The sequence below is a fragment of the Virgibacillus profundi genome (assembly GCF_002287375.1).
Lineage (GTDB): Bacteria > Bacillota > Bacilli > Bacillales > Amphibacillaceae > Virgibacillus_K > Virgibacillus_K profundi.
The window spans coordinates 168,172-182,406 of sequence record NZ_NPOA01000004.1; the positions used below are offsets into that span (position 1 = coordinate 168,172).

22 protein-coding genes are annotated in these 14,235 nt (G+C 34.0%); all 22 read left to right on the forward strand.

The genetic code is table 11. From position 1 onward, the window contains the following. Positions 1 to 8: 8 nt before the first annotated feature. The 22 genes from CIL05_RS07475 to CIL05_RS07575 all read left to right on the forward strand — a co-directional run bounded on the left by CIL05_RS07475 (position 9) and on the right by CIL05_RS07575 (position 14,226). Positions 9 to 440, forward strand: coding sequence for a hypothetical protein (locus tag CIL05_RS07475; protein WP_095654900.1), 432 nt, complete (start codon positions 9 to 11; stop codon positions 438 to 440). A 56-nt stretch (positions 441 to 496) separates the two neighbouring features. Next, complete coding sequence (locus CIL05_RS07480) at positions 497 to 1,480, forward strand: ATP-binding protein (RefSeq protein ID WP_095654901.1); 984 nt, start codon at positions 497 to 499, stop codon at positions 1,478 to 1,480. Positions 1,481 to 1,933: 453 nt separating this feature from the next. Then, entirely contained in the window at positions 1,934 to 2,134 is a 201-nt protein-coding gene (locus tag CIL05_RS07485) for a hypothetical protein (protein ID WP_095654902.1), read from the forward strand. Between the two features lie 92 nt (positions 2,135 to 2,226). After that, positions 2,227 to 3,015 carry a DNA-methyltransferase gene (locus CIL05_RS07490; RefSeq protein WP_095654903.1) on the forward strand — a complete coding sequence of 263 codons (789 nt, stop codon included), beginning with the start codon at positions 2,227 to 2,229 and terminating at the stop codon, positions 3,013 to 3,015. A 35-nt stretch (positions 3,016 to 3,050) separates the two neighbouring features. Further along, the gene (locus CIL05_RS07495; protein WP_095654904.1) at positions 3,051 to 3,380 is read left to right on the forward strand and encodes a hypothetical protein; all 330 of its coding nucleotides are present in this window, start codon (positions 3,051 to 3,053) and stop codon (positions 3,378 to 3,380) included. 14 nt (positions 3,381 to 3,394) lie between these two features. Then, positions 3,395 to 3,646, forward strand: a complete 252-nt coding sequence (locus CIL05_RS07500; RefSeq protein WP_095654905.1) for a hypothetical protein — start codon at positions 3,395 to 3,397, stop codon at positions 3,644 to 3,646. A 27-nt stretch (positions 3,647 to 3,673) separates the two neighbouring features. Next, positions 3,674 to 4,030 carry an Acb2/Tad1 domain-containing protein gene (locus CIL05_RS07505; RefSeq protein WP_095654906.1) on the forward strand — a complete coding sequence of 119 codons (357 nt, stop codon included), beginning with the start codon at positions 3,674 to 3,676 and terminating at the stop codon, positions 4,028 to 4,030. Between the two features lie 14 nt (positions 4,031 to 4,044). After that, on the forward strand, positions 4,045 to 4,290 hold the full coding sequence (locus tag CIL05_RS07510) for a hypothetical protein (protein WP_095654907.1): 246 nt from the start codon (positions 4,045 to 4,047) through the stop codon (positions 4,288 to 4,290). A gap of 49 nt (positions 4,291 to 4,339) precedes the next feature. Further along, complete coding sequence (locus tag CIL05_RS22155) at positions 4,340 to 4,507, forward strand: hypothetical protein (protein ID WP_165769076.1); 168 nt, start codon at positions 4,340 to 4,342, stop codon at positions 4,505 to 4,507. A gap of 133 nt (positions 4,508 to 4,640) precedes the next feature. After that, positions 4,641 to 5,111, forward strand: a complete 471-nt coding sequence (locus CIL05_RS07515) for a hypothetical protein (RefSeq protein WP_240510139.1) — start codon at positions 4,641 to 4,643, stop codon at positions 5,109 to 5,111. Positions 5,112 to 5,126: 15 nt separating this feature from the next. Continuing rightward, on the forward strand, positions 5,127 to 5,495 hold the full coding sequence (locus CIL05_RS07520) for a hypothetical protein (RefSeq protein WP_095654909.1): 369 nt from the start codon (positions 5,127 to 5,129) through the stop codon (positions 5,493 to 5,495). A gap of 29 nt (positions 5,496 to 5,524) precedes the next feature. After that, entirely contained in the window at positions 5,525 to 5,749 is a 225-nt protein-coding gene (locus CIL05_RS07525; protein ID WP_095654910.1) for a hypothetical protein, read from the forward strand. An 18-nt stretch (positions 5,750 to 5,767) separates the two neighbouring features. Then, a complete protein-coding gene (locus CIL05_RS07530; protein WP_095654911.1) occupies positions 5,768 to 6,007 on the forward strand; it encodes a hypothetical protein in 240 nt (79 codons plus the stop codon). Positions 6,008 to 6,057: 50 nt separating this feature from the next. Next, a complete protein-coding gene (locus CIL05_RS07535; protein ID WP_095654912.1) occupies positions 6,058 to 6,321 on the forward strand; it encodes a hypothetical protein in 264 nt (87 codons plus the stop codon). A gap of 115 nt (positions 6,322 to 6,436) precedes the next feature. Beyond that, the gene (locus CIL05_RS07540) at positions 6,437 to 6,685 is read left to right on the forward strand and encodes a hypothetical protein (protein ID WP_095654913.1); all 249 of its coding nucleotides are present in this window, start codon (positions 6,437 to 6,439) and stop codon (positions 6,683 to 6,685) included. Positions 6,686 to 6,716: 31 nt separating this feature from the next. Beyond that, a complete protein-coding gene (locus CIL05_RS07545; protein WP_095654914.1) occupies positions 6,717 to 7,214 on the forward strand; it encodes a YorH family phage-derived protein in 498 nt (165 codons plus the stop codon). Positions 7,215 to 7,225: 11 nt separating this feature from the next. After that, the gene (locus CIL05_RS07550; protein ID WP_095654915.1) at positions 7,226 to 8,773 is read left to right on the forward strand and encodes a replicative DNA helicase; all 1,548 of its coding nucleotides are present in this window, start codon (positions 7,226 to 7,228) and stop codon (positions 8,771 to 8,773) included. Next, on the forward strand, positions 8,770 to 10,017 hold the full coding sequence (locus tag CIL05_RS07555) for an HNH endonuclease (RefSeq protein ID WP_095654916.1): 1,248 nt from the start codon (positions 8,770 to 8,772) through the stop codon (positions 10,015 to 10,017). The genes CIL05_RS07550 and CIL05_RS07555 overlap by 4 nt, the downstream gene beginning before the upstream one ends. Before the next feature lie 16 nt (positions 10,018 to 10,033). Continuing rightward, positions 10,034 to 11,167, forward strand: coding sequence for a hypothetical protein (locus CIL05_RS07560; protein ID WP_095654917.1), 1,134 nt, complete (start codon positions 10,034 to 10,036; stop codon positions 11,165 to 11,167). Further along, positions 11,164 to 11,388, forward strand: a complete 225-nt coding sequence (locus tag CIL05_RS07565) for a hypothetical protein (protein WP_095654918.1) — start codon at positions 11,164 to 11,166, stop codon at positions 11,386 to 11,388. The genes CIL05_RS07560 and CIL05_RS07565 overlap by 4 nt, the downstream gene beginning before the upstream one ends. After that, positions 11,361 to 12,899 carry a DHH family phosphoesterase gene (locus CIL05_RS07570; RefSeq protein ID WP_276245336.1) on the forward strand — a complete coding sequence of 513 codons (1,539 nt, stop codon included), beginning with the start codon at positions 11,361 to 11,363 and terminating at the stop codon, positions 12,897 to 12,899. Before CIL05_RS07565 ends, CIL05_RS07570 begins: the two co-directional genes overlap by 28 nt. Before the next feature lie 46 nt (positions 12,900 to 12,945). Continuing rightward, positions 12,946 to 14,226, forward strand: coding sequence for an RNA ligase family protein (locus tag CIL05_RS07575; protein ID WP_095654920.1), 1,281 nt, complete (start codon positions 12,946 to 12,948; stop codon positions 14,224 to 14,226). Positions 14,227 to 14,235: the final 9 nt, after the last annotated feature.

Consider the following 14,235-nt stretch of genomic DNA (forward strand, 5'->3'; position numbering starts at 1 on the left):
ATTTTTGATTGGCTAAAATTTTAGGATTAAAACATAAATATTCGGACATGTATGAGTCAATTTACTATTATAATGATGCTCTACTATCAGACGGAATAGTGTTTAAAGAAGAAAATACCGATTATGAAGATAGGAATGGCAACCTACAGATTAGAGCAGAGCTTAATATAAAAGTTATTGACGAGAATGACGCACAACATTTAGGAATATATTGTGGAGATATATTAGACAAAATTCAAACACATCTAATGCTTAAAGAAATACTGGGATGGTATGAAAGTTATTCAAGAGAAGAGTTTGTAAAATTATTGCAGGAGTTTTCATCAACTTCCATGACTTCAAAATCTCAAAGTACAAAAGCACACCAAGATAATATAAGGCAGTGGGTTGAAGAAGAATTTGAGTTTGTTGAGAATGACGATCTTGGTCACACTGACTAAAAATAATTTCAATACATTGCTAAAAAATAAAAAAGGATAAGAAGGAGAAATGTTAAATGTCATTAGATATATTTGCGCCTAGTAAAAGTGTAGTTAGTAAGGGGTTATTTGGGAAGAAAATTATGGTATATGGTTTTAATGATTTAGGCAAAACTTATCAGACTTCACGGATGGAAAAACCATATTTTCTCAGTTTTGAAAAAGGCTTGTCGGCAATAGACGGTGTTCCATTTGCCAATATTAAAAAGTGGTCGGATTTCACAAAGGTGCTAAAACAGTTCGCCAGAAACTCTGAGAAAGCAAAAGAGCTTTATCAAACCATTATCATTGACGGAACAGACATCATGGCTAAGTATTGCGAGAAGTATGTTAGTAACGCTTACGGTGTTAACCGAATTAAGGACGGAAATGAGGGGTTCGGTTTATGGAAGGAACTGGAAACGGAGTTATTCTTTGCAATTGATGAATTGATTTCACTTGATTTTACAGTTGTTTTTATCGCTCATGAAATGGTAGAGAGTAAAGACAGTGATAGAAAAGTTCCTAAAGGTGACAAGCGATTAATGCCTTTAATTCAAGACAATTGTGACTATGTGATCTACCTAAAAGGAAATAATGTGGACGAAGACAATAATGTTATTCTTTCATCAGCTTATACTGTGCAAACTGACGAATTTTTTGCTAGAAGTCGTTTTACTCAAACACCACCATTTATAGAAGAATTCACCGCAGAGAATCTAGAAGCTGCCATTGTTGAGGGAATCGAGAAGGAAAGTAAGGTTCAAGGGTTTAGTTTAGTAAGCGAAGATGAGAAGCGAAACGTGTACAAAGAAACTAAATTAAACTACGACGAACTAATGTCTGAAATCAAACAGGTTGGAGGACAATTGGTTGAAATTGACAAGTTGGACGAAATGAATAATATCGCAGAGAAACAATTAGGTATTGGAAATAGAGTGACAGAATGTAAAAAAGGTCAAGAGGAAGTAATGTCTGTCATCTTAGATGAAATGAAAGAGTTGCTTGAAGAAGCTGAATAGTTACCATTGACAATAACTAAATAATATTATATAATGTATTCAACAAGCAATACATACACAACAAACAAAATAGGAGAGTATCCCACACGATCACTCTCCTATTTTCATTATCATCTACACTAACACATCTGCACCAGTAAAAGGAGGCGACACACAATCAACATACAACAAGCTTTACCATACATATTAATCTACACACCACTTATCATTCTCTACCTGTTATTCCTATTCTTCCCAACATCTAAACTGGGAAGTAGCCTAGCAGCTAAACTGTATCTTCACATAGAGGATAGTAAACAAATATTATACGACAGAATGGAAGAGGAGCATAACAAAAAGGATGAATAATATCATATAAAATAATAGTAATATATCAGATATTCAAGCAAGTAGTCAAAAATATTGGAAATTCCGGTATGCAACTTTGACACAAAATGCGAAGGAGTGGAAGAATTGAAAGAAAATGATTTTATAACAAGAGAAGAAGCATTAAAAGCTTTAAAAAAAGGAAAAAGAGTGCAATTTCATTGGAAAGATAAAGTTGCAGAAATAAGCCCTGATACTACTCTTAACGAATTACGTTGGAACTTAATGGCTAATTTAAAACTCCTTGTAAGTGACGTTGTGAATGGTAAATATTCAATTATTAATTAATGTCGCATTCCGAACAAAGAATGAATTAAATAAAACACATATTTTAATTGAGCATTATAGTCAAATAATATTGTAATAAAGGAGTGAATTAGTTGATTAAAGAAAACAGTGTAAACTGCTATGATGCAATTGATTTCATGAGAATGACATACGAAGAACTCGGAGACAATTCTGTTCAAATGTTCTTAGTTGATTTTCCATATACATTTAAAGGTAAAAATAGAGTAACAGCAAACAAATGGGATTTGCCTGTTGATGATAAAGAGTTCTTTGAGATTGCAACTAAGATGTTGGCTGATGATGGAGTTATCGCTTTGACTGCCACTAATCCATTTGCCAGCTATTTAATATCAAATCACTTAGACATGTTCAAGTATGAATGGATATGGGAGAAAGACAATGGTAGTAACTTTATGCACACGAAATATCAACCAATGAAAGTACATGAGCAAGTATTGATCTTTGGTAAAAGTGCTACTACATATACTAAAAAGGGAAACAATATGAAATATAATCCACAATTCACTGAAGGAAAACCTTATGAAGTTAAACGTAAAGGGATGACAGAAAACTTAGCTACAGGAAAAGGATATGAGCGAACTAGTGGCAAGTATGAAGGTAAACGACATCCTAGAAGTGTTCAAAAGGTAAGCTTAGAGAGAGGTTTACATCCAACTCAGAAACCTGCTGGACTATTTGAATTTTTAATTCGTACATACACAGATGAAAATGATATTGTAATAGATTGTTGTGCAGGAAGTGGAACGACAGCTATTGCAGCAATCGATTCAAATAGACAATACATAGTGAATGACAATAGTTATGATTATGAAGTGCTAATAAATGATCGTATTGAAAAACATGTAAGCAAACCACGATGATTGTATAATACTATAAATTAAAGGAGGCACACAAAATGGAAATACTAACACAAACAGAACACACATTTCAATTTTATTTCATCATATTATTATCAATACTCTCTATTCTATTTCTTCTATTCTTAGGAATAGGCACACTAGTTGAGATGATATCAAAAAGAAAATTTACTCCTTTAGGCATCTTTGGAGTAACATTCGCATTGTGTTTAACAGCAATAATAGTATTTGGTGTAGTCATGCACATAGATCGTGGTGCAGAAGTTACATACAAAGCTACAGTGGATGATTTTAACGAAGTCTATGAGAGTGGATATAAGGTTATAGGTCAAGAAGATAAGATTTACTTGTTGAAGAAAATAGATTGAAAGGAGGAAGTTAAGTGAAAGCAATATTAAAACATAGTTTTTCAGCAATATTTATCTATGGTGGCAATCATTTGCCATCTGGATTACCTGATAGTCTCGATGAAGTAGATTCTCAAGACATTTATGAGTTTAAAAAGGGTGATGAGGTAGATGTAATCAAGGTTGTAAATAATCCTATTTATGATAGCGGCAAAGGATATGTAATTATGAATCAACGGAGTGAAACGGTTACTGTAGATGAGTTGTTCTTGGAGATCAATCAATAAATTATAGTTTAAACAGGAGGATTTCAAATGAAAGAATTAAAACATGATTTGTTAACCAGTAAGTACACGAAAGTTTACCATGAAGAAGATTTTCAATTTAATGCGCCGCATCACTTTGATGTTGTATCAAGCGAAGATGAGACCAATCTACTGGCAGGAATTAACTTCCAAGAAGGTGTAATCAAAGAACACGGTGTAAATGGTGTTATGAATGAAGATTTGATTGCTGTGATTATTACACGATTAGAACATTTTAATCAATCTGATTTTCGCTGTAGAGAAAACTCAATGGCGATTACCAAATTGGAAGAAGCGTTGCTATGGTTGCGGAAGAGAACAATGGGTAGAGAGCAGCGTGGAGTTGAAGGAAAACATGTCAAATAAGGAGTGTGAATAATTTGGTAAACGAAAAAACATGGAAAGACTTTAGAGATTCAGGGTTACTGTGGTTTATCAATCAAACATTACATTTGTTCGGTTGGGCTTTAGTTGCAGAAATAGAAGAAGATGAGATTAAAAGAGTTTATCCAGCTAGAGTTAAGTTTAGAGGGTTTGATGAAGATACGAATAGCAATGGTTATGTTAAGTTATCAGAATATCTCAAGAATAATATTGATGATTTACATAAAGAATCTAAAGAATAAATTACAATAAAAGTTAAATTTTATTGGAAATTAAAAGGAGAATACACAAATGAATATTTGGTTTTTAGTTTTGATCGGATTATTTTTATTAAGCTTAGGGATAACATTGGCTAAACATGGTGAACAAAAACGAGAGGTACACAATTTTTGGGTGGTATTGATTAGTGGTTTAATACAGGTTTGGCTAATCTATATGGCAGTTTCAGTAGGGTTTTAACTAGTCGAAGAGGAGGACAGTATGACAGAAACAAATGAGGTGAATTACAATCGCAAAAACAGATACAACTCTTAAACTTGAAAGAAGTGTATGGAATGCAACAAATAAGATGGGAACGTTTGGTTGTTTTGAAGTGACTATCGGATTTGGCAGTGGCAAGGAGCGTGTCGATTATATTACATATGATACAAAAGGCGTATGGAAATGTTATGAAATTAAAGTTTCCAAGTCAGATTTCTACAGTAAAGCAGCAAAGACATTTGTAGGTCATTATAATTATTATGTTCTGACAAACGAATTATATAAACTAGTAAAAGATGATATACCAAACCATATAGGTGTATATGTAGGAGAGCAAAGTGTAAAACGTGCAAAGAAACAAGAGTTGGCTGTAGATGAGCAAATACTGAAGGATTCAATGATTCGATCTCTTGCAAGAGAGTTTCAGAAGCAATATAGGAGTGGCAATCCGAATGTGGTTGAAAGCTTAGAGAGACAGCTAAGAAATGCGCGAGAGGAAGCAAGAGGAGACAGGAAAAGATTGCAAGAGTTAATGAATTTTGGTAGAGATAAATACGGTAGGAATTGGTATATGGATGAATAGAAAGGAGAATTACATATGAAAGTTTTAGCAACGGCATCACTTAGATATTGGGACGGAGAAGCTATATCGACTGCACCCGAAAGATTAGAAATAATTGTTAAGTTTAAAGAAAAAGGGAAGTTGTTTAAGACTAAATTAGGTGAAACCTTAGTTACAACAAGAGACAGTATATTTTCAGACATTAGTATGACATATGACGAATTTCTAGATGAAATGAATCATGTTGTTAGTGATAAAGAAATTATTGAGGAAAGGGCAGAAACTATGATTAAAGAATACTTTAAGTATGAGGCAAGGCATGTAGCCGCAAATGTTAAGAAACAGGGCATCCTCGATAAAGTTGACAAATTAAACGATATTAAAGTAAAAGTGAAAATTGATTAACAGATAGATACATAATAGGAGGAATACAAATGGAAAATAAAACATTAAAAGAAAAGTTTATCGAAGAGATGAAAGTAGCAAGTATACCCAAATTGATTACAGTTGCAGTAAAATTGCCTAGTGGAGCTATTGAGACGATTACAAATACAGAAGATACTGTAACTAAGGCTTTATATTATACAGATAAATATGATGAAGAATTTAGATTGAAACATAACACAGATGTACAAATAGTTGGATATATGATCGTATAGAGGGAGGGTAAATAAACTATGACAGTAAAAGAATTGGTCACCGAGTTGTTGGAATACGACATGGGAGCAAATGTTGAGATTAAAGCCAAGTTTAATGATGATGAAGAAATGACTGACTTTAAAGTTGAAAAACCATTGTACAATGACGTAGTTGAGCTGTTTGTAGATTTGAGTGACTATGAGATGATCACAAAGGAAGACTTGGAGGATTTAGTGAAGGAAACGGATGAATACAATGAGTTGAAATCTCATATGTAGTTGACTATAGATGATAAATATTATATAATGTATATGAGAGGAGAATGATAATGGAATTTTTATACGTTTATGGCGATGAGTGCGCAGCAATGGATTTTAAAGAACATTTTGATGTGAGCTCAATTGTCAAACAATTAAGAGCAAGCACTGATAAGCGAATCACATTGGAAGATAGCAATGAAAACGAGTATACATTTAAGTTGTTGGAATTTGGAGATGTTGATCCCAAGTTTGTTAATTTTGTTAGAAATGAAATGATTGATTATGACCATGCAAAACAAAAAGACTTCTTTGAGATTGTGGAAGGTGGATAAATATGCAATGTCCTATCTGTGATAAGAAACTGCAACCGGAACATGAAGATTATATGATAACATCTTACTGGAAGAAAGCTATAAATGTGAGGATAAATACCATAGTTATAGCTATTTGTATGTAACTGGAGCTACATTAGAAACCATAGATGATGTGAAATTCCATCACAGTTATACGTATGATGAGGAAAGAGATGTAAGGTTAATAAAGCAATATAACGCTGTAGTTAAAGTGACTAGAGAGATGTATTGGATGAATACTGATAGGATTGCTAGTGAGTTAGAACAGAGTTGGATTGGAAGTAAATTACATGAAGTATTGAACAAATTGGAAAAGTGGTTGGGTAAGTATAAAAATAAATAGTATTATATTTAATAAGAAAGGTGGTTTGGAGATGGAAGAAAAACCACAGACGAACAAGAAGGAAGCTAAGTGTGGAAGATGTAGTGAGAAGATACCAAAAGGTGAAGGGATAAAGCATAGTAGTAGATATTATCATGAGGATTGTTATAAGGAGTGGAGAGGTCAGGCTGATGATCGTACACAGTTGATTGAATTTATAATGACACTTCTAGACTTAAAGAAACCCACAGGCATGATACTGATGCAGATTAAAAGGTTTCAAGATGAATTTGGGTATACATATAAGGGGATGGAATTATCACTTAGATACTTCCATGAGATATTAGGAAATGAAGTACAGGAGAATGGTGGAATAGGGATTATTCCATATATTTATGAGGACGCGACAAGACAGTATGTTCAGCAAATGAAGATCAATGAAGCTGCACAGAATGAGGATAACTACAAGAATGAGGAGAGAGTGGTTTATATATCTCCTAAAGGACAACCAAAGAAAAACAACAAGTTAATCGACATAGATAGATTGTAGGGAGTGGGAGAATGGCGATTCAAGAGAAGAGCAGCACGATTCAGGTACTTGGGAGCTTAATAAAACAACCTGATTTATTATCGGAAACGAATGAATATAAGATTGAAGTAAACGATTTTCCAGAGAAGTTTCATAGAATAATATTTGCAGCAATACATAATTTATACAACTCAGGAGATGTAGAGGTAATTGACTCAGTGGTGATTGATGGGTTCTTGAGTCAATATGATGTTCAGTATGAGATATTTAATCAGAATAAAGGATTGGAATACTTAGAAACAATACAGGAAATGGCTGAAGTTGAAAATTTTGATTATTATTATGGTAGATTGAAAAAATTTTCACTTATTCGAGAGATGGATGGATTAGGGTTTGACATTAGCGAAGTCTATGATGAAACAATAATGAATCCTAGAGAAGCTGAAGAATTACAGAAGAAATTTGATAAGATGAGTATTGAGGATATTCTTGGAATATATGAAAATAAAATGGTTGAGATTAAGGACAAGTTTGAAAGTGATTCTGAGGCTCGTGGAATACAGGCAGGTGACGGTGTAGATGAATTACTTGATAGATTAAAAGGTTCTCCCAACGTTGGTTTGCCGCTGAACAGCCCAATGCTTACAGCAGCGGCATCTGGTGCAAGATTAAAAAAATTCTATATTAGGAGTGCTCCGACTGGTCATGGAAAGAGTCGTAATTTAATCGGAGATGCTTGCAAAATGTCAGCCAAAGGTTGGTATGATTCCAAGTTAGGTGAATGGGTGCAAAATCAATTTGATGTAAACAGTGTTGTTATTTCTACTGAAATGTTGTTTGAAGAACTACAAACTCCTGCTATTGCTTACATTGCAGATGTAGAAGAAGATAAAATATTACTAGATACAATGACCGAAGAAGAAGAAGAAAGAGTAAGATATGCAGCTAATATTCTTAAATCATCAAATATTTTCTTTGAATTTTTACCAAACTTTGATGTTACAGATATTGAAAGAACCGTAGAGAAAAATATAATCAAAAATGGCGTGGAATATGTATTTTTCGACTATATTCACTCCAGCATTTCTATACTTTCGAGCTTTGCCAAGGATAGTGGAATTAATTTAAGAGAAGACCAAATATTGCTTCTTATGGCAGATAAATTGAAGCAAATCTGCAACAAATATTCAATTTTCCTAATGAGTGCTACACAATTGAATGGTGAGTGGAAAGAGGCTTGGCGAAAAGGGCAAGAGATTGACCAATCTTTCATCAGATCAAGTAAGGGTTTGATCGACAAAGTTGATCTCGCTGCAATAATGTTACCTTTGAGCAATAAGGAAGAAAAAGAAATCGAAGAAATACTTTCACAAGGCTTTTATAAGAAAAAACCAAACTTTGTCACTCACATATTTAAGAATCGTGGAAACAAACATACAAAATTAAAGATATTTTCATACATAAATATGGGCACGATGAGAATTGTGGATTTGTTTGCTTGCGATATAGAGAACACATTAATTCCTATGGACTTGCTAGAGATTAAAAATAAAGAAGTACAAGAAGTTGATACAGAATGACGCATGACAGACATGCAGTTTTAAGATTATCTTTTGAAGTGATAGAAGGATACTTTTCTGTGCTAGGGTTGACAATAGTTGACGATTTAAATAATTATAAAAATACTAAAACCAAATTTACTGCAATTGATAAAGATGGTTACAAAGTTTTCATGACAGTGAATTCAGCAAAAAATTCAAAAGGTTATCGCAAATTTGATAAAAGCAATCCATATACTATAGACAATATTAAGCTTTGGTTGATACTAAATGATCCAGATTATGAGTTACTCTCTACAGAATATTGTGGAACTGATGAAAAATATACTTGGAGGATGATATCGAGACCTGATCTAGAACCATTTCGAACGACTTGGACTGATTTTAAATCTGACGGGAATAGACATCCAGATTTGGGGCGGCAAAGGTCGGCAGACGGAAAAAGAAGAAAACCTGATCAGGTTAAAAGAGACATAGACAAAAGGCTTGAAGAATCGTATCCCGATTGGCTTCTAGATGAAGGCGAGGAGTTTAAATATCGTACAGCCAAGAGCCCATATTTAAATTTTACACATAAGTTGGGATATAAGTCACAAACAACATATGCTCAAGTACACTCAGAAGTCCTAAGAACGTTAGTTTTATTTCATCCAAGCTACCCGGAGACTTCAATACATAATATGGAGCTATGGACACACCTAAACTCTAAGTACGAAATGGTTAAGGGGCAAGAATATACAGAGTACAGAGGAAAATACAAGTTTATCTGTGACATTCACAATGAGTTCACCAACAACTTTAGCACAGTGTATTCATATAACACGGGTTGTCAAGACTGTATCTCTGAAGCTCATTATGGGGAAGGTAACCCAAATTGGAAGCCATTTATCACGGACGAAGAAAGAGAGAATAGACACACTAGAGAAATGTATGTTGATGGATATGCAAGATGGCGAACAGACTCTTTGAAGCGAGATGCTTACTCTTGTCAAATTTGTGGGCACACAGAAGAACTAGTTGTACATCACAAAGATGGTTTTCATTGGAACGTAGATCGAAGAGCAGACCTATCCAATTCAGTGACCTTATGTTCTACTTGTCATGATGATTTTCACACCCAATACGGTTATTTTTATAATACAGAGGAACAGTTCAACGAATATTTTACCGACATGCAAAAGATAATCGAAGACGTTATAAAAGATGCAAAAGAGTATCACCAAAGAAAAGATAATAAATACCATACAGAATTACATAAAGAATAGTGGTGATTAATCCTGTATGAGTAGACTAGACAAAGACAAAATAAAAGAATCGCTCACATTATCCGACATAAACTTAATCCTATCTGACTTAGGTTCTTCTTCTCCTAGACAAGATAGCCAAGGCAATCCAATATACAGTACGGTGTGTCATCATGGAAATAGCAGTGATCATAAACATAAATTATATTATTATCCTTCTTCGTATAATTTTCATTGCTATTCCAATTGTGCAAGCATGGACATATATGAGGTAATTATTCAAGCTAAAGAACAACAAGGATACACCTTTAGCTTCTACGAGTCTATCAAATACGTAACAGAATTAACTCATAAAAGTTTTACAATGAACGATAGCAGTAAAGGCAAACAATCAGATAAAATTTCAGACTGGAATTGGCTTAATCGCTTCAAACCTAAGAAAAAAATGACAACTCAACTACCATCATTCAACGAGAATGTACTGGATGTATTCTTACCTTATCTCAACAATTGGATCGGCGAAGGAATTACACCGAAAACTGCAAATCTATTCAATGTGCGCTACTACTTCAAGGAAGAACAAATAATTCTTCCACACTATGATATCAATAGTAGATTAATCGGCATTCGTTCCAGAAATACAGATGAACGTGCAGATTCAGGAGCAAAATATATTCCTACGATTGTGGAGAATACTCAATATAATCATGTATTATCTCATTCGCTTTATGGAATTCATCTTACACAAGAAGCCGTAAAATCTAGTCGTAAATGTATGTTGGTGGAAGGCGAGAAAAGTGTATTAAAAGGAACAGAATTCTATGGAGAAGATAATTTCACAGTTGCAGTATGTGGCAGCAACATAAGCACAGTTCAACGAGATTTAGTACTTTCTTTAAATGTTGAAGAAGTATTTATAGCATTTGACAAGTTTAGAGGGCAGAAAGATATGGAATCGGATGAAAAGTATGAAAAAGCATTGCTAGAGTATCAGAAGAAATTGGTGAGGTTAGCGCATATGTTTACTGCATTCGTGAGAGTGTACATTTTATATGATGATTATGGGGTGCTCAATCCCAAGGATTCACCACTGGATCAGTCAAAAGGCGCACTAGAACTTCTTATGATGAATAAAAATGAAATTACTACTAAGGAAGGAATGGTAACTTGAAGTATAATTTAAAAGGAAATAATAACATATTGTCTCCTTTAGAACAAATATTACATAATCGAGGAGTCACAGATGTAGATGGATTCCTGAAAGCAGGAAGTGACCATAGCGTAACAAATCATTATTCTAAATTGGATAACATTGATAAAGCAGTAGATTGTCTACTAAAGCATATTGGAGGTGATAACAACATCTGGGTGCAAGTAGACCCGGATGTTTAGTTGACGGATATACATCTTCCGCAATGTTAATTAATTACTTACATAAAATCAAACCAAGCATCAACATACAATATAGACAACAAGACGGAAAGGAACATGGTATTAATGCTAATCATGTTCCTTCTGGTGTAGATTTAGTGTTGCTTCCTGACTCTGGGAGTGCAGATTTTGCAGAACACAAGAAACTACGCGAACGTGGCATTGATATCATTGTACTTGATCACCATGAAGTAGAAAACAATCAAGAATCGAAACATGCAATTGTAGTAAACAATCAATTGTCACCTAAATTTGATAATAATAGCTTCAGTGGTGCAGGTGTCACATTCAAGTTTCTGGAAGCATTAGATGACAGGTTAGAAGTAGACTATGCCAATACATATTTAGATTTATTAGCTTTAGGAATAATTGGCGACAGTATGCTAGTTTCAGAAAAAGAAAATAGATACTACATTACAAAAGGATTAAAAAGAATAAAAAACCCTTTAGTAAAAGAGATATTAAAATCGCAAGAATATTCAACTGGTGGAGTGGTAGATATAACCAGCATCTCATTTTTTATTAACCCACTGTTTAACGCAGTTGTCAGATCAGGAAGCAAAGAGGAAAAGAATCAGGTATTTGAAGCATTGCTAGGAGATGGTACTGAGGAAGTATACTATGAACGCGGGAAGAAATATGAACCTTTAACAACAAATACAGTGCGTATGATGAAGCGTGTACGTGTAAGACAAAACAAACTAAGAGACAAAGGTGTAGAAGCAATCGAAGAGAAAATTGCAGAAAAGAATCTGTTGAACAATAAAATATTGACTGTAGAGGTTACAAATGTTTTAGATCCCAATTTAAGTGGGTTGGTAGCCAATAGGCTTGCGCAGAGTTATAAGCGTCCAACATTGCTTGTTAGGTGGGATGATGACAATGCAACATTAAGTGGCAGCGCAAGAGGATATGAGAATGGTTATATTAAAGACCTTAAAGGATATTTAGATTCTATGAATCAGTTTATTTATCTTCGTGGACATCCTAATGCGCATGGCGTAAAAATCATTCCAAACAATCTCATAGAAGTAAACAATATGATAAACAAAGATTTGAAAAATATCGAGTTAGATACAGGCTCATACGATGTTGATTTTGAGATTGACATGAAACATCTTACAAAAGGTTTTATAACCACTCTAAATGACTACAGTGATCTTTGGGGCAAAGGTGTTGAATCTCCGTTGCTTATGATTCACTCAATCAATGTAAATAAAACTGCCGTTTTATTGCAGGGTAAATCGAAAAATGTACTCAAATTTGCAGTAAATGGAATAGAATTTATCAAGTTTGGGAGCAGTGAGGAAGAGTATAAGAGTATTGTTGATGTTGAAGAAAAGAAATCACGCCAAGTTTCTATTAATGTTATAGGAAAAGCATCTATGAATACCTTCAGGGGACAAAAGACCCCACAAATTATGATTGAAGACTTTGAAGTAGAAGAAGCTGAAGATAAGTTGTTATTTTAGATTGACAATAGATAATAAATATTATACAATAAAAGGAGATAGACAAATGAGCTATAGTGGATACGTTGTTAAGGTTAAAGAATTAAGAAAACATTCTAACGCCGATAGATTGCAAGTTCTTACAGTATTCGGAAACGATGTTATTGTGGGATTGAATGTAGAAGTGGGTGACGTTGGAATTTACTTTCCGACGGATGGAAAGTTGAATTATGATTTTGCTAAGAAGAATAATCTATTACGAGAACAAGATGCAGAGGGCAATCAAGTTGGTGGTTATCTTGATCCAGATAAACGACATGTATCTAGTATTCGCTTACGTGGTGAAAAGTCTGATGGATTATATATGCCGATTAGCAGTTTAAATAATTTCTGCGATGTATCAAAACTGAATGAAGGTGATAAGATTGACACAATTAACGGAAAACAGGTCTGTGAAAAATATGTGCCCAGAGGAGAGGTTAAGAACAGCAATCCTACTGGTAAGCAAACTAAGAAGAAAGAAAAGGAATCTTACCCGTTCTTTGAGCAACATGTAGATACTCAACAACTGGCATATAACACTAATTCATTCAAAGAGGGAGATTTATGCTACATTACTCTGAAACTTCATGGGACATCACAAAGAACAAGCCACGCCATCAAGAAAGAAGTCAACCCACTACATAAATTCTTGAGGCTATTTGGTGTTAAGAAACACAAGAAAGATTGGGAGTATGTAACAGGCACACGTAGAGTAATGCTTAAAGATTATAACGGTGGATATTATGGCGGAAATGCTTTCAGAAAGCAATGGCATGATTTCTTTGTTGATAAACTTCCCAAAGGAGTCTCCGTATATTATGAAGTCGTAGGATACACAGGCACTGGTCAATTGATTATGCCAGAAGTAAACAATAAGAAAACGAAAGATAAAGAGTTCATTAAGAAATATGGTAAGACTACAAAATATACATATGGGCTAGAAGAAGGGCAAAGCGATATTTATGTTTATAGAATGACTATGACCAATGAGGATGGCGAGGTTGTTGAAATCCCTTGGGAAACAGTGAAGCTATACTGTGAGAAAATGGGTGTAAAATATACTCCTGAGTTAGATAAATTCTTCTTTACTACTGTAGAAGATATGATGGAACGAGTTGGAGAATATGAAGATGGTATTGATCCAATTGGTAAGACTCATATCCGTGAAGGAGTAGTTGTTAGAGTAGAGAATCATGAGAGGTTTACGGCATATAAACAAAAGAACTTCAGTTTCAAGGTTTTGGAGGGCATTGTTAAACAAGATGATGTGTTAGACATGGAAGAGGAAAATTCATTAGAGGTTTAATATGTAAAT